We start from the raw sequence: 20,056 nt of genomic DNA, 5'->3' as shown, positions 1-20,056 counted from the left end.
TAATCAATATAAAATTATTTTATTAATTAAAATTAGGTCATATCATAAATTTAATTAATCCCACATATATACTTTTTAAATAAAATGCTTTTAAACCATTTTTAGTGTTAATGATTACCAGTTAGGTGGTGTTTTTGGGAGAGGAAAAATATATTAATAGGGCAGAAGAGACAGACAAACAGCTTAGAAAGGCATTAGGTGTTTGGGATATAGCTTATTTAGTTGTAGGGGCAATGATTGGTTCAGGATGGCTTTTTGGAGCTTTATATGCAGGTGCGCTTGTAGGTCCTGGGGCTATATTATCTTGGTTAATTGCAGGCATTTTGATGTTTTTTGTCGCGTTGGCGTTTGCGGAACTATCAGGTATGATACCAAAAACAGGAGCTATAGTTAGATATCCACAATATTCTCATGGAAGTCTTACTTCATATATACTCGCTTGGGCATATCTGCTTAGTGCTATAACTGTTGCGCCAGCTGAAGCAGAAGCTGTTGTTACATATATGGCTTCATATGTGCCAGGATTAGTTAATACTTCAGGCTATCTTACTGCTTTGGGTGTCTTAGTTGCCTTTGCATTTCTAACGTTTTTCTTCTTGTTAAATTATTTTGGAGTTCATGTAATGGGTAAAACTAACACTGCCGTAGGATGGTGGAAACTTCTTGTTCCTGTAATAACTATAATATTGTTAATGTCATTTTACTTCCATCCAAAGAATTTTGTAACTCCATCATTCTTGCCTTACGGGACGTCGCCAGTATTCTTTGCACTTCCAACAACCGGTATAGTATTTGCTTTTTTAGGTTTTAGGCAAGGATTAGAATATGCAGGAGAAGCCAAAAATCCAAAAAGAGATGTTCCATTAGGAACGGTTTTAGGGTTTTTGATTGTAGTTGCAATATATGTGTTGTTGCAGGTTGCATTTACAGGTGGAATAGACTGGGTTAAACTATCTGCAGCTTCAAATATGACTATAACTCCTGGTAATTGGACTGCTTTGCATTATTCAGCATTGAGTAAAGGTCCATTTTATCAAATTTTAAAAATTTCAGCAATACCAATACTTGTAGGTTGGGGCATATTCCTACTTATAGATGCTATAATATCACCGTCAGGTACTGGATGGATATATGAAGGAACCACAACTAGAGTATTTTATGGCATGGCTACGGACGGGCATTTGCCAGACGCATTTTTATGGTTAAATAAGCATAAGATACCATGGGTCTCATTACTTGCATCATGGCTGATAGGCGCAATATTCCTAATACCGTACCCAGCTTGGGTTTTAATAATCGGATTCATTTCAACTACTACAGTGTTCACTTACATAATAGGTGGTTCAGCTCTAGTTGTATTTAGAAGAACTGCACCTAATGCGCATAGACCATTAAAGCTACCTTTCCCCTGGGTTCTAGGTGGCATAGCTTTTGTTGCAGCATTTATGATAGTATATTGGAGCACTTTTTCCGTTTTATGGGCAGTAGATGCATTAATTTTAGCTGGTATACCTATTTTCTATATGTATACTATGCCTAAGAGACTCGGAAGCAATAGATTATTAGGCATATTATTAGGCATTGTTTATTGGGTAATACTTGCTGTAACAACAATTTGGCTTTTGGATTATGGAGTTGTTGTTAAAGCGTCAGTTCTTAGTAGTTCAAGTCCACCGCCATTTAGTCAGGTATTAGCGGAAACGTCTCTAAACTTTGTTTTATGGGTAATTATTAATCTAATAACAACACTGCTATTCACATATGTGCTTTATAGAGGTATATCTAGTTATGGTAAATCACAGATAAAGGCTGGTTTATGGGTTATCGTAGTAATTTTCGCTGGGTTAATAATTGAATATGTTAGTTCATTAGGTCCATACCCCGGTTATGCTATAGTACCATATCCTTGGGATATGTTGTTAGCTGTTGTTGTTGGAGCAATATTGTTTGTATATTCAGCTCTTAGTGGTATATTGACAGATGATCTTGTAATAGTAATGAAAAACATGGGAATTGATATAACAAAAAATGAAAATAATAAATAATTTTATTTTAATATTTTAAATATTTTTTTACTTTTATAGATTTTAATTTTAAGAGTTTACTTTTATAAAAATTGATTTAATAAAACAGAATGCTATTTAGACCGTCTTGATAATTTTAATGTTTGCAAAATATAAAACTTTACGTTTTAATCAAAAATCGATATAACCTTAAATATGCAAGATATACAAAATAGCAGGGAGTTAAGAATGTCAAGAAATAAACCAAAAAAGAAGACCTTGCTAGTAATATTTGCTATAATATTGATAGTCGTGTTTTTAATACCAGTCATAGGATTGATATTTGCTCACTAAATTATTTGCTTTTTCTGTATTTTTTCTTAGATTCTTCTTTGTTTGTTGACTTAGCTCCAAATGTCTCTAAAGAAACATGCCTTTTTTCTTTTTCTTCCACACTTCTTACTTTACTTACTTCTTTTTCTTCCACACTTCTTCCTTCTTTTAACAATTCTATTTCTTTTTGTATGTCCTTATATCTATTACTAGTTAAGTATTTTAGATCATCCTCATTAAATCCGTAAGCCCTTGATAACATAGCCGCTTTTTCTATATTGCCATATCTTAGCATCACTATTATATATTGCATTAAATCAGATTTAACAAACCTCTGAGAGGTATGCAATCTTTTAGCTAAGATGCCTGCTATTCTATCTCTGCTCTCTCTTAAACCTTTGAGTTGCGCCATGATTTTAATTCTCTCTGGATAAGAAAACCTATTTTTTAATAGTTCTCCATTTTTTCTTGCAAAAGTAATCCCAGGACCTATTAAATCAAAAACATATGATAGCATATCCCAATTTCCAGACTTTGCTCTTCTCAAAAATAGTGATGCTCTTGATAAAGAGTCCAATGCTCTAAATAAATCTTCATAGTCTCCGTATTTTAATGGAACATTATCATTAAACCAGGCCATTAATGTTTCGTAATCTTCTTCTGAATTTGTAACCGATCTTTTAGCTTGCCATGCTTCTTTTGCATAAAAGACTCCATTAAGAGTCCTCCATAGATCAATACTTTTATCCCTACCCTTGATAACTAATGATACAATATTATACGTAACTTTTCCATAACCTTCTGCAACGGACTCTAAATCATTTATTGCTCCTCTTAAATCTCCCATGCTTTTCTCTGCTATAAATTTTAAGGCCTCTCTTTCACATTCTATTTTTTCTTTATTGCAAATGTTTTGTAAAACAGATATAGTTTGGTTCAAGGTTAGAGATTTAAACTCTACCATAGAAACTAGTTCTCTTAAAGGTCTTAATTGATCCTTCCAAGGGTCATTGGCGGTTAATATAATTGGATTTATTGTATTAGGAATTATTTTAATTAATTCATCAATTCCTCCTATATCGCCCCTAGGGCTTAATCCATCAACTTCGTCCATTAGAATTAATGTCATTCTCTTAAATAAAGGTCTTTTTTGAGAGGCGATAGCAACAGTTTTTCTAATATCTTGGGTTCTTCTATAGTCGCTAGCATTTAATTCAAGTAATTCTAGGTCATATTCTTTAACAATTGCTTCAACAAGACTTGTCTTCCCAACGCCTGGAGGGCCGTATAGAAGCAAAGCTTTTTTCTCAGGTCTTCTACCTTCAAGCCATGAGTGCAGCCAAGTTAAGATTTGACTTTTAGCTTCTTCTTGGTTTATTACATCGTCAACTTTTTTTGGTCTATATTTGATTATCCATGGTATTTTCATTTCAGTTTGCAAATTTAGGCACCCAACTTTTTACCCATCATAGAAAGCCATGCTAAAAATGCGCTGAGCTGAATATCTTCATCACTACCTTCAGCAATTCTAAAATGAACTTCTCCAAGATAATCAGCGATTAAAACCCTTAACTCTTCGCTTATCTTTATATCTGATCCCATTATTTCTCTATGTATTTGTCTTACAACATCTTCACCGCTTAAACCATATTCTATCATTACTTTCCTTAATAATTCTCTTGCTTCAATAAAATTCCCTTTTAATGCAGTTTCTATCATATCTCTAACATCTTTTGGCCTAGCCATACCAACTACTTTAAATACAAGATCTGAAGATACCTTGCCCAAATAAGCTGATGCCTGTAAAACATTTATAGCCTTTCTCATATCTCCTTCAGATATTTCAAATATTATATCTAATGCCTCTTCTTCGTAATCAATTTTTTCTTTATCAGCTATATATTTAAGACGATTTACAACATCTTCTTTTTTTAAAGACGTAAACCTGAAAAAAGCACATCTGCTTTGTATAGCATCTATAATTTTTGATGGATAATTGGCTGCCAAAATGAACCTTGTTGAAGCGCTATATAGTTCCATAAGCCTTCTTAAAGCTTGTTGTGCATCACTAGTCATATTATCTGCTTCATCCAATAATATAATTTTAAATGGAATATCTGGTGGTGTTTTGCTTCTAGCAAATTCTTTTACTTTTTCTCTTATGGTATCTATACCTCTTTCGTCGCTTGCATTTAACTCTAGCATAAACTGTTGATAGGCATCTCCATATAAATCATGAGCCAATGCATGTGCTGCAGTGGTTTTACCAGTTCCTGGCGGGCCTGCAAAAAGTAAATGGGGCATATTTTTTTCATTAACAAATTTCATAAGCCTGGCTGTTATATCTTGTTGATTTATTATATCCTTTAAAGATCTTGGTCTATATTTTTCTGTCCATAGAAGTTCTGTAACTGAACTCATTTTTTCACCGTATATAAGATGTATCTCCAGAAATTTAAATTAAACACTCTTTGTTATAAAAGTTATATAAAATTAATATATCACGCTTTAATAACTCATATTTTACAAATTAATTGGGTGCCAGAAATGGCAATGAAGGAAACTATAGACAAATTATTTGAAAGCATTGATACATATTTAGGGAAAGCTTCCATAATAAACTTAAATAAGATAGATGAACTCGGATTAGGAAAATTAAAAGAAATACCATATTCTATGAGGATTTTAATAGAAAATATAATAAGAAATTATGATGGTTTTGTTGTAAGAGATGAGGATGTGAAAAATATATTAAACTGGGATAAAAATGCTGGTAAAGAAGAGATTCCTTTACATCCAACTAGGGTTGTCATGCAAGACTTTACAGGGGTACCGGCCGTTGTTGATTTAGCAACTATGAGAGATGCATTTAAAGATCTAGGAAACGATCCAAAGCTAGTTAATCCGCAAATTCCAGTTGATTTAATTATAGATCATAGTGTGCAAGTAGATTATTATGGAACTTCTATAGCATTGCAAAAGAATATGGAAAAGGAGTTTGAAAGAAATTCAGAAAGATATAAGCTTTTAAAGTGGGCTCAAAAATCATTTAAGAATTTTAGAGTTGTTCCTCCAGGAAAAGGTATAATACATCAAGTTAATTTAGAATATTTAGCTAAAGTAATATGGCTTGGCGAATCAAAAAGAGGACTTACAGCGTATCCAGACAGTGTTTTAGGAACAGATAGCCATACGACGATGATAAATGGCTTGGGCATATTAGGTTGGGGGGTAGGTGGTATAGAAGCAGAAGCAGTAATATTAGGTCAACCTTACTATATGCTCATACCTGAAGTAGTAGGGGTAAAACTAATAGGTGAATTAAAAGAGGGAGTAACTACAACAGACTTGGTTTTATATATAACAGAAAAACTTAGGAAGAAAGGTGTTGTAGGAAAATTTGTAGAATTTTATGGAGAAGGCATTAAAAAGCTGAGCGTGCCAGATAGAGCAACATTGGCTAACATGGCACCTGAATATGGCGCTACTATGGGGTATTTCCCTATAGATGATGCAACCGTTCAATATTTGTTAGGCTCAGGAAGAGATCCTAAGCACGTTGAATTTGTAGTTGAAGCAGCTAAGTTATTAGGATTATGGTATGATCCTAGCAGTGAACCAAAATATAGCGACGTAGTTGTAATAAATTTAGGAGAAGTTGAGCCATCAATTGCTGGACCTGCAAATCCTGAAGATAGAATTCCATTAAAAGAAGCAAAAGAAGTCTTGAATGGTTTAATAAGCAAATATTTAAGTGAAAAGAAAAGAGAGCCCAAGTCTGTTACATTAAAGTTAGGAAATGATTTAGTTGAATTAAAAGATGGTAGTCTAATTATAGCTGCGATAACTAGCTGTACAAATACAAGCAATCCAAGTGTTATGATTGCTGCTGGGTTAGTTGCCAAAAAAGCAGTTGAAAAAGGACTTAAAGTCAAGCCATGGGTAAAAACAAGCAATGCTCCTGGTAGCAGGGTGGTTACAGAATATCTAACAAAGTTAAACTTATTGCCTTATTTAGAAGCTTTAGGTTTCCACATAACTGGTTATGGTTGTACTGTATGCATAGGAAATACTGGTCCGATAAGGAAAGAAATCGAAGAAACTCTAAGAAAAGAAGGACTATATGCAGCAGCTGTGCTAAGCGGCAACAGGAACTTTTCAGGTAGAGTACATCCTTTAGCAAGTGGAGCTTTTCTAGCCAGTCCTCCATTAGTAGTTGCTTATGCATTAGCTGGAAGAATTGATATAGACTTTGATAAAGAGCCTGTAGGATATGATCCTAATGGCGAGGCAGTATATTTAAAAGATATATGGCCTAATAGTGATGAAGTAAGGAAAGCTATGGAGGTAGCACTAGATCCAAAAGTATATCAAGAGAAGTATAGTGATATATTTGAAGGAACTGATGCATGGAATAAACTTGAAGTAAAAGAAAGTGAAACATATGAGTGGGATAAAAATAGTACTTATATAAAGAAACCTCCATTTTTTGAAGGGCTAAAAGAAAACGTAGAAGATTTGCATGATATTAAGAATGCTAGAGTGCTGGTTTACGCACCAGATAGAACTACAACTGATCATATAAGCCCAGCAGGTAATATAAATCCTAATTCAAAAGCTGGTCAATATTTGTTATCGTTAGGAGTTAAACCAAATGAACTGAATTCATGCGGAAGTAGAAGAGGTAATCACGAAGTTATGATGAGATGTACATTTGATAATCCCAAATTCAAAAATTTATTAGTAAAAGATAAAGAAGGTGGATATACCATATATTGGCCAACAAAAGAGATAATGCATATATTTGATGCTTCTGTTAAATATAAGCAAGAAAAAATACCAGTTATAGTTATAGGAAGGAACCAATATGGAATGGGGAGCAGTAGAGATTGGGCGGCTAAAGGACCGTATCTATTAGGAGTAAAGGCGGTTATAGCTAAATCATATGAGAGAATTCATAGAAGCAACTTGGTTGGTATGGGTATATTGCCATTAGAATTCATGCCTAATGAAGGACCCGATGAACTAGGATTAGATGGAAGCGAAATATATGATATCATAGGTATAGAAAATGGTTTAGTTCCTAAAAAATTATTAACAGTTAAAGCTAAGAAAGAAAATGGAAAGGTCATTGAATTTAAAGCAAAGGTTAGATTAGATACACCAATAGAAGTGGAATATTATAAGAATGGTGGTATATTGCATTATGTTTTAAGGAAAATTCATAAGGGATTAAGATAATTTTAATAATAAGCATTAAGCATAAATATTTTTTATAATTGCCATAATATTTTATTTTTTATTATCAATTGGAAGGCAAAATTTGTAATTGATGTAAAAAAGCAGACACTTTATTAAGAATTTATATGAAAATGATACTAACCTCCTGGCGCTCCATGGAAAGGTGTATCCTTTAATATCATATACCATTCCATATACCATTTATCTTCCTCGCTGATTTCTTCTTTAATATTTTTAATATTTTCTTTTTTCATGCCCATTTACCTCCCACTAAAGATGTTATAAGCAGGGGTTTTAAAGTTTTATTGGTGGGTTATAAACTTGGATAGGCAATTGAATGCGTCCCTCAACATATTCCTCAAGATGTGCGGGTTTCCCCACATCCGTGAAATACCGCAGGTGTGGGTTGGGGTTATCCCGCTAAAGGGGCGGAGGGGTAACGGGTTATCCCGTGACCCTGGTGAAGCCCAAGGGCTGAGAATTGGATATAAATTCATGAAAATTCAATGAAGCCCAAACCCCTCATTCCAACATTTGGCAGTTAGTTCTGCTAGTTCCTTGAGCTTCTCGTGGGTGTTCTTGTCTACGACGAGTTTAACTACGTTAGCCCTTTTCACCCTCTTTCATCCACTGTTCTTCAATGTACTTCTTTATAGTCTCACTTGATACATTACCAGCGGTTGACACGAAGTAATTTCTAGCCCAGAGTTTTCTGGTGTATTTTTCAGCTCTGGGAATTTCTTCAAAGCTAGCCTAGCTGATTTTCCCTTGAAGTAGTTCGCTAGGTACGACGGTGAGTATCTAGGAGGGCAGTTAACGAAGAGGTGAATATGGTCTGGCATCACTTCTAGGGCTATTATTTCACATCCCAACTTCTCAGCTATCGATTTTAGCACCTCTTTAGCGTATTCAGCAACTTCTCAGACCAACAGGTCTCTGCAATACTTAGGAATCCACACGAAATGGTAGTTGCACAGGTATTTTGTGTGCCTTGTTGACTTGTACTCCAACTCAGTCTTATAATACTTTAAAGTGTTCATAGCTTAAAAGCTTTACCTTGCCCCTTGTAGGGGCGAGGCTTGTCGTTCATTTTGTAAAAGTAATTTTGTACCGATGATATCAGCTATACATAACATCATAAGTGTCAAATTTTTATATCTGCTATATATTTTTTAACATGAAATTAACCACTAGTTAGGGAGTAAAAATGTCATTAACTAAAATAATGGGAGGTATATGCAATGTCTGGTCAAAATAAAATATTGTTACCATTAGCTGGTTTTATTTCAGCAGCTATTATGACCACATCATTGTCAACATTTGTACTGTTTGTTGGTTATTTTAGTTTAAAGTTAAATGTTAGCGTGCAATCATTGATATTATGGGGAAATATAATTTATTTTGTGGGAATGCCAATAGGTAAGATAATAGGTAGATATCTCAAATTCTATAGAAATTTGTCAACTTCTCTATTGGGAATTACTATATCGATATCATTAACCATAGCATTGATGCCTTTTGTTAAGAATTTTGTTGAATTAATGATTTTTAGGTTTTTACAGGGGATGGTAACCATATATATGGAGGTATTTTCAAATGTTTATTCTTTTTTATATGATAAAATCACAACGAGAAATTTAGCTTCGGCAGTATCAATTTCAGGTATACCTGCAGGAGTAGCAATAGGCACTTCTGCATATATTTTGACAAAAGAGAATCCTATTACTATCTTTACTTTGTTTTCGTTACTATCTTTAGTCTCATCAATATTATATATTTTGCTGATAAGAAAAAATATATTTGTTATGAATAAATTAAAAGATGAAATTCCTGGAACTACCTATAGGTATGGAAGAACATGGCTTATGGGTTTGTTATGGGCAACAATAACTGGAGGAAATTTGGTTTTAAGTATAGTATTGCCTCAATATATTTCCATGTACAGTCCAAATAACATAACTTTGGCTATGCAGACATTTGGTTATAGTGGTGCACTTTTTACAGTTATCGGGGGTATAATAATGTATTATTCTAAGTCCTTAAATAATATGGTTAAGGTAGTTGCATTGAGTTATCTATTAAGTTTTATAGGGTTTTTAATAATTTGGTATGACGAACCTAAATATATGATATTAACATTGGCTATATTATTAATAAATATGGAAGCTTTTGCCGTACCTTTCATATATTCAATACCTAGATATTTATATCCAGAAAAATTAGTAGCAAAAGGAACATGGGAATTTGCTCTAATAGGATCTTCATTTCATATATGGTCATCAATTTTGGCATTAGAAATAGGATTTTACTTTGATTTTAGAATGGTTATGTTCATACTCGCCTTTCCACCATTATATGGGGTTATTTTTTCACTGCTAATACCCAAGCTAATCAAAAATAACATAGTCTAAAATTATATCAGATGTGGCGAAATATGAATAAAATAAAGCTTTGGTTTTTATCTTTTTCACCATTAACTTTGATAAGTGCATTTTCTTCAGTAACTCTAGGAACAGCTCTTGCTTGGTATCATAATGGTAAAATAAATTGGCTTTTTTATATAATAACATTATTAGGTATTTTGTTCGCTCAGGCCGGAATTAATTTAACTCACGATTACAGAGAGTTTGTTTATAAGACGGATATTATTTACAGAGAGTTAGGGATTGCTCATAGAGCTAATCCAATTATAGATTATAAATTAAAACCATCGCATGTAAAAGTTCTTGGATATTCTTTAATTTCATTTGCATTATTTGCCGGAATTTACTTGGCCTTAATGGTTGGTGTTTCTGTATTAATCATAGGTATAATAGGGATATTTTTAGGTATAGCATATACAGAGCCTCCGTTTAAGCTAGTTTATAGAGGTTTGGGAGAAATAATCGCTGGTATTATAATGGGTCCATTAGTAGTATGGGGATCTTTTGTGGTTCAAACGGGATCTATTATGCCTTTGTATCCTTTGATTGTTGGTGTAATAAATGGAGCTGACACATATTTGATTTTAATAGCATCAAGCATTTTAATGCTAGAAGCCAGCAAAGAGGCAAATAAGAAAACTCTTGTATTAAAAATAGGGTTGAATAAAACTAAATATGCTATTTTAGCCGGTATACTAGTTATGTATTTATCTTTGGTGATCTCTTCGATATTAAACTATATTCCATTAATATCTCTAATTTCCCTACTATTGTTATATAGAACTGTAAAGATAGTAAGACCATTATTTAGTATTAGCGAAAATGAAATAAAAAATAAAAGCAATGAAATAAAAAGGCTTTGGAAGCACCCATTTTGGTTTAAGTTAATAATATTAATAATAGTAGTTGCGTCTATGATTATAACAAAATATTTGAAAATAATGTAATAAAAAATGTTTTTAAGCTAGAAACAAATTATATTATACCGTGAAAATATATGTTGATAACATACATGGAAATAGTTCATGATACATTAATGGCAATCATATTAATGATTTGGGTTATTTTTGTAACAGTTTATTTGGCAAAATTAACATATAATTTCGCATTAAAAAAAGGATGGAGCGACCATTCAGCAAAATACTTTGCAAGAAAGGTAATCCATATTTTGGCTGGAGGTTTAGTTGCTTTTTTGTTGCCATTTACTTTTGAAGAACCTTTGTATCCATTAATAATGGCCTTATTAATATCCATATTAACATATTCATTACATAGATCAGGAAAGCTAATGTATTGGTTTCAAGATCCCGAAAACGAATATGAAGTTCATTTTGCTTTAATGTGGGGAATAGTTATTTTCATAACTTGGTTCATAGATAGAAGTTTTTGGCTTGGTGTAGTACCTGCATTAATGATGTCTTGGGGCGATGGAATAACGGGTATAATAAGAAATATAAGATATAAGAAGAGAGTTAAAGGTTGGGAAGGAAGTGTTGGAATGTTAATTGTAAGTGTTGCTATTGGTTTAAAGTTTGGATTAGCAGGAATTATTGCAGCTGTTTTGGCGACCTTAGTAGAGAGGTGGAACAAAGTTGATGATAATATAACAGTACCTTTAGTTTCTTTAGTTACTTTATTGGTTTCTGTAATATTTTTTCCTCAATTAACAAAAATTTTAATGATTTAAATTTTACTAAGGTTAAATATGTATGTCTATATAAAAGAATTATATTTTTGCCTTAGACTATCGCTAATGGGAGAAAAGATTGCAAGAATATAGTATAATTGGGTCTGGACCAGCAGGAGCTGCTGCAGCTTATATGCTATCTAAAAATGGTTATAAAGTAAAAGTTTATGAAGCTAATAAAAGATTAGCTATGAAACCATGCGGTCTTGGCATTCCATCTGTTAAGGATCTACCTATAAAAATACAAAAACAATACATAGTACAAACTATAAATGGAGTAACTATGTATGTTGATGATGTTATTGTTTTAGATAAAGAAAACTTCTTAGAAGGATATATTCTAGATAAAGAAAACTTCTTAGAATCTTTAATTATAGAATCAGGATCGGAGTTAATAAAAAACTCAGGATTTAATCCACTTAAAAATAGCATAAAAGAAAATGGTAACATAAAGGAAATAAATAGCGCTATCATAGCAGGAGGTTTTGCATTTTATAGCGGAGAAAAAATAAATGCTATTCAGACAATTGTTAGTTCAAAAAGCTTAGAAGGATTGAAAAAATTAATCATATTTTTTGATACAGATATTGTAGGTTATTATTGGATATTTCCAGCAGGAGATGAAATAGAAGTTGGTGTTGGAGGATATAGAAATGTGGAAGAACTAACTAAATTATTAAACAAGTTTATAGAGAATAATGAATATCTAAGAGGATCAAAGGTAATTTCTCCAATTAAGGGAGCGGAAATAGCCGTAGGTGGTGTTAACTTAGATTTCGATTATAAATTTCCTAAAATTGGTGAAGCTGCTGGTTTTGTCTTGCCATTAACTGGCGAAGGAATAAGACCATCATTAATATCAGGTTTTGAAATAGCTAATGCTATGATTAATGGATATGACATTAAAAATCACCTATCAAAACTAAAGATAACCAATTCAATTAAAATACAAAGAAAGATTTTAGAGAGAGTAAAGTCAATGGATAGGGAAAGGAGAAAAGAATTGTTGTCTAGCATGCCTGCAGAAGTTCATGCAGAGGTTGCTTTAGGAGGTATGAGCAAGCTTAAAATTATAAAAGCATTGGCATCAAGACCTGATTTAGCGCTTAAACTAATGAATTATATGGGTGATTAGAGCAGTGAGGCAGGGTAATATAGATGAAAAAGATATAGTAATTATAAAATCGTTAGAAAGCGATTCCAGAAAACCATGGAGACAACTTGCTAAAGAGCTAAATTTAAGTGAAGCCACGATATATTTAAGAATAAAAAAGTTAGAAGAAAATGAAATTATAAAAGGGTTTACAATAAAAGTTGATCCATTGAAGATTGGACTCTCAATAACAGTTTTTTTATTAATAAAGGCTAGAGCAGAAAACATAATTCAAATAAAAAAAGAATTAGTTGACTTGGATTATATAGTAGAAATGCATGAAATTACAGGTTCTTATCAATTTTTGGTAAAAATGCTAGCTCCTTCTCAAAGAGAAGTATCGAAAGCGATAGAAAATATAATGAAAATCCCGGGTATTGTGGAGGTAAATACTTTGATGTCTTTAAATACTCTTAAATCAGGAGAAAATATTATAGGAGCTCTTGATTATTGGTTAAATTCTAGGCATTAATTTTTTCATAAAATGACGTAAGACTTAATTTGCACTTTTCACAAAAGTTGAAGCTCTTATTATCAACGTCAGATAATTTATTACTAAAATTCATGACACAGTTAAATGAATTACAATGATTTAAACCAAATAAATGACCGAGTTCATGGATGCTTTCTTTTAGTAATCTTTCATTATATTTCGATAATTCATTTGTTTTCAATCTTTTCGTATAAATGGATGCAACTTTTATTTCTCTGCTTGCTAATCCAAAAACAAAATTTAAATCATCATAATATGCATCAAAACTAGCAATGCCTAATATATAAAATTCAGGCATTTTTAATAATTCTTCATATTTTGAATATAGGTATCTGTTTATTTCATCAGCATTATATTGCATTCTATTTATATTATATGCTCTAAAAGGGGGCTGTAATGACCATAAATATGGATATAATTTAATGGGAAATGGAAAATGCGAAGGTATGTTTTCAATCAAATAATCTTCTTCTAGGTTAATCTCTCCAATTGGTTGAATCATAACTTTAATCTCTTTCATAACATTTCCCCATTAATAAATTTGAATTTTAGATATTAATGCTCTTGTTAAAAAAGATAAATAAGTTCTCTAAGTTATAGATAATTGAGATGTGCTGAAGCAAACCGAGTGAGAGCTAATGCTCAATGAACGAGAGCTCTCTATGCGAAATGGTGATATTGTGAATAAGATCAAAGCTAATGGAAAGGAAGTATATAATATGCTTGCTAAGCATTTAACAATAAATGAGAGCGATTTTTCTCCGATGGTTGCTTCAGGTATAAATAAAAGTCCATTCTCAATCTTAGTTTCTATCATATTAAGTCAAAACACTACGGATAAAAATGCAATAAAAGCGTATAACAACCTTTATGCTAAAACAAAGTTGGACATTAATAAGATAGTGAACCTAAGTATAGAAGAACTATCTGAAATTATAAGAGTAGCGGGTCTTCCTAGGCAGAAGTCTAAGTCTATAATTGAGCTTGCTAAATTTGTAAAAGATAAGGGAGAGCAATATTTAATGGAAAAAGATCCGTTAGAATTAAAAAAGGAACTTATGGAAATACCGGGCATCGGTGAAAAAACGAGTGATGTATTTCTATTATTTTTAAGAGGTTTTAATGTCTTTCCAGTTGATACTCACATTAAAAGAATCGCGAGAAGATGGGGGTTAACTGATAGTAAATCTTATAAAGATATATCAAATACCCTCATAAATTTTTTTGGTAGTGAACTTTCAGGAAATGCACATAAATTAATGATCGCATTTGGTAGAAGTTATTGTAAATCAAAAAATCCGAGGTGTAAGGAGTGTTTTCTGAAAGAGATATGTCCGTCTGCCCAAGTTTAATAGCTGTTTCCTTGCCAAATAAACAATCCTGGGCATTTGAAGAAATTAGCGATACAGTATTTGAAAAAGATTCTCACGCATCAATAGTTCCATCAAAATATAAGGGCGTTTATTTGATATATCTCGAACAGGGTTTAATAGATGATGTGGTAAAGAATTTTTCTTTGTATAGCCATGCATTCATTAGTAGGGTTATACCTGTTAAGGAATGTGGCAATGATTTAGATTTAGTTGTAAGAAAATCTTTATTAAGTTTGCCTAAAGGTTTCATAAAACTTATTGTTCATCTGAGAGAGCCATTGAAAGGCAAGGTAAGTGAAGAAGATATTTCTAATATAGTTATTAGCCAAGGCTATAAATTAACCAAAAAGTCTAATTATGCTCTTGTTTTAGAGAATATAGAGGAACATTATATATCAGCTAGCGGTATTATTAGGAAATGCGGACCATCATGCATTACTATTTATCAAATATAGCAAAAAGTATATCAGATTTCTTAAAAATACTTTCACTTGCGAGAGTGAGATTAGTTAAAGAGGTTACTGAAAGTGATAACTACTATCAAATGTAATATTATGGAAGGGGTTAAATATGTCAGGAAAAATATTCGCAAATAGAGCTGTGTTTGATGAGACTTATATACCATCGACTCTACTAGTTAGGGATAATGAGGCTAACGTTCTAATTTCGAGATATTTATCTAGGCTAGGAGAAGGTTTAGGCTCTACTGATGTATCTGTTGTCTATGGGTCTATAGGTAAGGTTGGAATAGGAAAGACCACGCTAGCAAAGTATGTCTCCAGAGTTTTATTAAGAAAAGCAGAAGATAAAGGGATGAACTTTAAGCCTGTTTACATAAATGTTTACGGAGCTCCAAGTCTTCATCAGATACTTTCTAGGATAGTTTCAGAGCTAGAAATGAATATTCCAGTCAGGGGCAATGCTACTATTGAAGTTTTAAAAGCTATATCAGATTTCCTTTATATAAAAGATGCGTATGCATTAATTATATTAGATGAGTTTCAATCATTACTTATGTCTACAAAGCTTAGCGATGACGAGCTTTACTTGCTTTTAAGGGTTTATGAAGAAATACCTCCTAAAGATAATATAAATAGACTCAATTTTCTTTTAGTTTCTCAAGACTTTAGAGTTTTAACTTATATGAAAGAAAGAATACCTCAAGTAGAATCCCAAATAGGATTTAGAGTTTATTTGAGGCCATATAATAGTGAGGAGTTAAAGACGATAATTGAGCAAAGAGCTATTGAAGGACTTTATGAAAATGCATATGATCAGGAAATTTTGAATATGATAGCTGATTATTATGGCTATACTGATACAAAAGGAGGGGATGGAAGTGCAAGAAAAGCAATATTGACTTTAAGAATGGCAGCAGAGATAGCTGATGCGGAAAACTCTAGTAGAATAGAAGAAAAGCACGTTAGAGATGCCTTGAGTGCAGATGCTGTTTCCAATATACCTCTAGATATAATAAGGTCTCTAAGCCTTCATGAATTGCTAATATTACAATCTATTTCTGATTTACTAATAACTAAAGGAGGTTGGCTTACAAGCGGTGAAGTAGAAGAGGAATATTTCCATCTTTCTCGCAATTATGGAGAAGAACCTAGAAAACACACACAATTTTATGAGTACATAAAAAATCTTAGCAATATGGGATTGGTCGAAACAAGAATATCAGGTAAAGGTATTAGAGGCAAGACAACTATAATGAGGTTGTCATTAGATATTCCTGCAGAAAGGTTGAAAGAAGTAATAGAATCTATATTATTAGATAGAGTGGGAAGTCCGAGGCCAAATTAGTGAGGAAAAATGGATATAGAAAAGGTTTTGGCAAGTAAAGGAAAAGTTAGGATATTGAAAGTTTTAATGAAAGAGGGTCAAGTAAATATATCTAGGCTTGTTAAGTTAACAGGTTTACATCACGATGTTATAGTTAAGAATATGGAGGAACTTAAAGAAATGGGTATAGTAGAAGAAAAAAGATATGGAAGGCTTAGAATTTATATGATAGATCTAAGAGATCCTAAAATTAGTGGATTGTATGAGATCTTTAAAGAAATTGAAAACCTTTAAGGTTTGCCTATATAAACTTAATTGGTGGAAAAATGGCACAAATGGTAGATGTTACTAATAAACCAAATATATATAGAGAAGCTATAGCTAGCGGAGAAATAAAATTAAGAGAAGAGACAATTAAAAAAATATTAAACAGAGAAATTGAAAAAGGAGATGTAGAAGCTGTTGCTTCAGTTGCAGCAATTATGGCTGCAAAGGATGCATCCAAAATTATCCCTCTTGCTCACCCCTTACCAATAACAGGGGTAAGCGTCAATTTTTCATATGACAAGGATAAAGTAAAGATAGTTGTAAAGGTAAAAACTAAGGCAGAAACAGGGGTAGAAATGGATGCTTTAGCAGGCGTTACTGCCGGATTATTAGCTGTATGGGATATGTGCAAGCAGTATGAAAAAGACTCAAATGGTTTGTACCCTAATACTTTAATTACTAACATAAAGGTAGAAAATAAAATAAAGAAGGAAATTTAAAAATTAGCTCAAACTTCCTTATACGTTTCAGTTTCTATTAAAAATTGGGTACAGGAGTTGAAATTTGAAAAAAGACTAAAATTGTTAAGTTATGATTCAATAGTAAGAAGAAAAAGGGTTATGATGAAAAAAGACTATATAATATCATTTCCAGATGGAACAATAAACGCAAAAAAAGGAGATGAAATTGATTTACCTATGTGGCAAGCGGAATATTTAAAAAGTATTGGAGTCGCTGATATAAAAGATGAGGAGGTAGATATTAATTACATAAACACTTATCATTTTAGGGAGAAAAGAAATCAGGCTCCTAATCAATTAACTTCTTTGCCTCAAGATTTCTATATTAAAATTGGCAATTTAATAAAGAATCTTGATAGTGCAATAGCCCAAACGCCAACGCATATGCTTATTAATGATAGAGAAGTAGCCGAAAAGAACTTTATTGAGCTCTCAGAAAATAGGCTACTGAAGATAATAAGGTTGTCTCAAACCAGTGGGGACGATTTAAAAGATCGTATGACGCCAGAGGAAGTTTTGGTTTATGTCATGATTAAAGATATAATTAATTCATGGAGAAACTATGTTTTATCTTTATCAAAGGGGTTGATAGATCATGAGTAAAGAACTATCTCAACAAATAAGCTATGGAGATAAGTTTAAGGATTTTTTAAGAAATTATAGAGATTCTACAGGAATATTCAAATATGTTGAAAGGATTCACAGAATGATGAATATGGATATGTCTAGTCTAAACATTGATTATCCTGATTTATACAGATATAATACTACATTAGCAGAAGCCCTCGTAGATAATCCAGACGATATTTTAATACAGTTTGGTGATGCACTAAAAGATTTGGTTTCTAGCGAGGATCCTTCCTATGCAGAAAAGAAAGGAAAATTCCATATAAGAGTTTATGGTTTATTTGATACAATAAAAATAAGAGAAATTAGAACTAGCCATGCAGGAAAGCTTATACAAGTTGAAGGTATAATTACAAGGATGCATCCGATCAGGAGTAAAATGATTAAAGCTACATTTAGGCATGAAAAAGAAGGATGTAATGCAGAATTTTATTGGCCTTCTGAAGAGAATGAATACATAGAGGATAAGATAGAAAAACCTACAATTTGTCCAGTATGCGGAGAAGCTGGGGGTAAATTTACTTTAATTAAAGGAAAATCATTATATATAGATTGGCAAGAGTTAACTGTTCAAGAGAAACCTGAAGATGTACCAGGCGGGCAGATGCCTAGAAGTACTCCTGTTCAATTAATTGATGATTTAGTAGATATAGCAAGACCTGGAGATAGGGTAACGATAGTTGGTGTTGTTAAACTACAACAGACAGGAGTTACTTCATTAAGTCCTCTGTTTGAGATTTATATTGAAGCAAATAGTGTTAAGGTTTCAGAAAAAGTCTTGGAAGAAATAAGTATAACTAGAGAGGATGAAGAAAAAATATTAGAATTGAGTAAAGATCCATGGATTAGAGAAAAAATAATATCAAGTATTGGTACAACAATTTATGGTCATTGGGATCTTAAAGAAGCTATAGCATTACAACTATTCGGCGGTATACCTAAACAAGCTGCAGATGGTACCAGAATAAGAGGTGATATACATTTATTGTTTGTAGGAGATCCAGGTGTAGCTAAAAGTCAATTATTACAATCTGCAGCAAGGGTAGCTCCAAGAGCTGTTTTTACTAGTGGTAAGGGATCTACAGCGGCAGGTTTAACTGCAACAGTAGTTAAAGATTCAAGGACTGGAGAATATTATTTAGAAGCTGGCGCTCTTGTTTTAGCTGATGGAGGACTAGCAATAATTGATGAATTTGACAAAATGAGGCCCGAGGATAGAGTATCTATACATGAAGCTATGGAACAGCAAACAATAAGTATATCCAAAGCAGGGATTGTTGCTAGATTAAACGCCAGAGCAAGCGTTTTAGCAGCAGGTAATCCAAAATGGGGCATGTATGATATAAATAAGCCATTCCCCGATAATGTTACCTTGCCACCAACAATATTATCGAGGTTTGATCTAATTTTTGTTGTTAGGGATGAAATGAATAAAGAAAGAGATCAAAGGCTTGCGAGGCACATATTAGATGTTCATAGCGATTATGATAAATTTACCCCAGAAATAGATCCTCAATTGTTAAAGAAATATGTTATATATGCAAAGAGGTATGTTAAACCAAAGCTTACTGAAGAAGCTAAGGATTTAATAGAGTCATTCTTTGTTACTTTGAGGGGTAGTGCATTAAGTGCAGGAAATCAGGAAGGAGGCCAAACACCTGTTCCTATAACAGCAAGGCAACTTGAGGCGATAGTTAGGTTAGCAGAAGCTCATGCTAAGGTTTCTTTAAAGAACGAAATCACAGAAGAAGATGCTGAGGAAGCAATAAGGTTAACGATATCATTTTTGACTAGCGTCGGTCTTGATATAGAATCAAACACGATCGACATAGGTATTATTACTACTGGCTCGAGTTTTCACTCAAGAAGAATAATGAGTTTGGTTGTTGATACACTAAAGCGTTTAACTGAAGATAAGCCATGCGCTAAATTAGATGATTTAGTTGATGAGATTGTTAATACTCAAAAAATACAAAAGGATAAAGTAATAGAGGCAATACAAAAAGTTCATAAAGAAGGCTTAATTATTGAGACTCGTAATAATTGCTTTAAGCCGGCATAATATGTCGTCTATTTAATAATTACTTTTATTATAATCAAATATTTATATAGAACCATTATGAAACAGTTTTTATTTAATGCTTAACATA

At 32.5% G+C, this 20,056-nt stretch carries 17 protein-coding genes and 2 pseudogenes; 15 read left to right on the top strand and 4 right to left on the bottom strand.

The annotated features are described in order from the left end of the window. Positions 1-128: 128 nt before the first annotated feature. Entirely contained in the window at positions 129-2,045 is a 1,917-nt protein-coding gene (locus ACP5GV_RS03270) for an APC family permease (RefSeq protein WP_428102225.1), read from the top strand. A gap of 313 nt (positions 2,046-2,358) precedes the next feature. Here the strand turns inward: ACP5GV_RS03270 and ACP5GV_RS03265 are convergent, their stop codons facing one another. Together ACP5GV_RS03265 and ACP5GV_RS03260 are read right to left on the bottom strand one after the other, a co-directional pair. Beyond that, positions 2,359-3,777, bottom strand: a complete 1,419-nt coding sequence (locus ACP5GV_RS03265; RefSeq protein ID WP_428102223.1) for a replication factor C large subunit — start codon at positions 3,775-3,777, stop codon at positions 2,359-2,361. Between the two features lie 2 nt (positions 3,778-3,779). Then, complete coding sequence (locus ACP5GV_RS03260) at positions 3,780-4,757, bottom strand: replication factor C small subunit (RefSeq protein ID WP_292319790.1); 978 nt, start codon at positions 4,755-4,757, stop codon at positions 3,780-3,782. Between the two features lie 132 nt (positions 4,758-4,889). Between ACP5GV_RS03260 and acnA the strand changes: the two genes are divergently transcribed. Both acnA and ACP5GV_RS03250 read left to right on the top strand, forming a co-directional pair. Next, complete coding sequence (gene acnA, locus ACP5GV_RS03255) at positions 4,890-7,577, top strand: aconitate hydratase AcnA (protein WP_428102259.1); 2,688 nt, start codon at positions 4,890-4,892, stop codon at positions 7,575-7,577. Positions 7,578-7,898: 321 nt separating this feature from the next. Then, positions 7,899-8,087, top strand: a pseudogene (locus ACP5GV_RS03250) (RNA-guided endonuclease TnpB family protein); the annotation flags it as partial. Between the two features lie 93 nt (positions 8,088-8,180). On the opposite strand, the pseudogene tnpA reads toward ACP5GV_RS03250, so the two are convergent. Beyond that, positions 8,181-8,473 (bottom strand): annotated as a pseudogene (gene tnpA / locus ACP5GV_RS03245) (IS200/IS605 family transposase). A gap of 345 nt (positions 8,474-8,818) precedes the next feature. Here tnpA and ACP5GV_RS03240 point away from each other — a divergent pair. From ACP5GV_RS03240 to ACP5GV_RS03220, 5 genes are all read left to right on the top strand, one after another. After that, positions 8,819-9,988 carry an MFS transporter gene (locus ACP5GV_RS03240; protein WP_428102221.1) on the top strand — a complete coding sequence of 390 codons (1,170 nt, stop codon included), beginning with the start codon at positions 8,819-8,821 and terminating at the stop codon, positions 9,986-9,988. A gap of 23 nt (positions 9,989-10,011) precedes the next feature. Then, complete coding sequence (locus ACP5GV_RS03235) at positions 10,012-10,947, top strand: prenyltransferase (RefSeq protein WP_428102219.1); 936 nt, start codon at positions 10,012-10,014, stop codon at positions 10,945-10,947. 50 nt (positions 10,948-10,997) lie between these two features. Continuing rightward, entirely contained in the window at positions 10,998-11,687 is a 690-nt protein-coding gene (locus ACP5GV_RS03230) for a dolichol kinase (protein WP_428102217.1), read from the top strand. A 79-nt stretch (positions 11,688-11,766) separates the two neighbouring features. Beyond that, entirely contained in the window at positions 11,767-12,822 is a 1,056-nt protein-coding gene (locus tag ACP5GV_RS03225) for an NAD(P)-binding protein (protein ID WP_428068666.1), read from the top strand. A gap of 4 nt (positions 12,823-12,826) precedes the next feature. Further along, a complete protein-coding gene (locus ACP5GV_RS03220) occupies positions 12,827-13,312 on the top strand; it encodes an Lrp/AsnC family transcriptional regulator (RefSeq protein WP_292319779.1) in 486 nt (161 codons plus the stop codon). Here ACP5GV_RS03220 and ACP5GV_RS03215 read toward each other — a convergent pair. Continuing rightward, complete coding sequence (locus tag ACP5GV_RS03215) at positions 13,302-13,853, bottom strand: archaemetzincin family Zn-dependent metalloprotease (protein ID WP_428102215.1); 552 nt, start codon at positions 13,851-13,853, stop codon at positions 13,302-13,304. The genes ACP5GV_RS03220 and ACP5GV_RS03215 overlap by 11 nt on opposite strands. A 160-nt stretch (positions 13,854-14,013) precedes the next feature. On the opposite strand from ACP5GV_RS03215, the gene ACP5GV_RS03210 reads away from it, so the two are divergent. From ACP5GV_RS03210 to mcm, 7 genes are all read left to right on the top strand, one after another. Next, complete coding sequence (locus ACP5GV_RS03210; protein WP_428068669.1) at positions 14,014-14,685, top strand: endonuclease III domain-containing protein; 672 nt, start codon at positions 14,014-14,016, stop codon at positions 14,683-14,685. Continuing rightward, on the top strand, positions 14,646-15,161 hold the full coding sequence (locus tag ACP5GV_RS03205) for a hypothetical protein (RefSeq protein ID WP_428102213.1): 516 nt from the start codon (positions 14,646-14,648) through the stop codon (positions 15,159-15,161). Before ACP5GV_RS03210 ends, ACP5GV_RS03205 begins: the two co-directional genes overlap by 40 nt. Positions 15,162-15,276: 115 nt before the next feature. After that, complete coding sequence (locus tag ACP5GV_RS03200; RefSeq protein WP_428068673.1) at positions 15,277-16,512, top strand: Cdc6/Cdc18 family protein; 1,236 nt, start codon at positions 15,277-15,279, stop codon at positions 16,510-16,512. A 9-nt stretch (positions 16,513-16,521) separates the two neighbouring features. Beyond that, complete coding sequence (locus ACP5GV_RS03195; RefSeq protein ID WP_292319769.1) at positions 16,522-16,785, top strand: ArsR family transcriptional regulator; 264 nt, start codon at positions 16,522-16,524, stop codon at positions 16,783-16,785. Positions 16,786-16,817: 32 nt separating this feature from the next. Continuing rightward, positions 16,818-17,258, top strand: coding sequence for a cyclic pyranopterin monophosphate synthase MoaC (gene moaC / locus ACP5GV_RS03190; protein ID WP_428068675.1), 441 nt, complete (start codon positions 16,818-16,820; stop codon positions 17,256-17,258). Positions 17,259-17,315: 57 nt separating this feature from the next. Next, positions 17,316-17,882 (top strand): GINS complex subunit Sld5, encoded by a 567-nt coding sequence (locus ACP5GV_RS03185; RefSeq protein WP_428068677.1) that lies wholly within the window; start codon positions 17,316-17,318, stop codon positions 17,880-17,882. After that, positions 17,875-19,968, top strand: coding sequence for a minichromosome maintenance protein MCM (gene mcm / locus ACP5GV_RS03180; protein WP_292319766.1), 2,094 nt, complete (start codon positions 17,875-17,877; stop codon positions 19,966-19,968). Before ACP5GV_RS03185 ends, mcm begins: the two co-directional genes overlap by 8 nt. Positions 19,969-20,056: the final 88 nt, after the last annotated feature.

It is taken from the genome of Caldisphaera sp. (genome assembly GCF_049974385.1).
In the GTDB taxonomy this organism is placed as follows: Archaea; Thermoproteota; Thermoprotei_A; order Sulfolobales; family Acidilobaceae; genus Caldisphaera.
This window is presented reverse-complemented; position numbering and strand designations above follow the sequence as displayed.

Bases quoted from the DNA above. Each gene is read 5' to 3' on its own strand.
- ACP5GV_RS03215 (WP_428102215.1), bottom strand. From the start codon at position 13,853: ATGAAAGAGATTAAAGTTATGATTCAACCAATTGGAGAGATTAACCTA.
- ACP5GV_RS03240 (WP_428102221.1), top strand. From the start codon at position 8,819: ATGTCTGGTCAAAATAAAATATTGTTACCATTAGCTGGTTTTATTTCA.
- ACP5GV_RS03260 (WP_292319790.1), bottom strand. From the start codon at position 4,757: ATGAGTTCAGTTACAGAACTTCTATGGACAGAAAAATATAGACCAAGA.
- acnA (WP_428102259.1), top strand. From the start codon at position 4,890: ATGAAGGAAACTATAGACAAATTATTTGAAAGCATTGATACATATTTA.
- mcm (WP_292319766.1), top strand. From the start codon at position 17,875: ATGAGTAAAGAACTATCTCAACAAATAAGCTATGGAGATAAGTTTAAG.
- ACP5GV_RS03195 (WP_292319769.1), top strand. From the start codon at position 16,522: ATGGATATAGAAAAGGTTTTGGCAAGTAAAGGAAAAGTTAGGATATTG.
- ACP5GV_RS03230 (WP_428102217.1), top strand. From the start codon at position 10,998: ATGTTGATAACATACATGGAAATAGTTCATGATACATTAATGGCAATC.
- ACP5GV_RS03235 (WP_428102219.1), top strand. From the start codon at position 10,012: ATGAATAAAATAAAGCTTTGGTTTTTATCTTTTTCACCATTAACTTTG.
- ACP5GV_RS03200 (WP_428068673.1), top strand. From the start codon at position 15,277: ATGTCAGGAAAAATATTCGCAAATAGAGCTGTGTTTGATGAGACTTAT.
- moaC (WP_428068675.1), top strand. From the start codon at position 16,818: ATGGCACAAATGGTAGATGTTACTAATAAACCAAATATATATAGAGAA.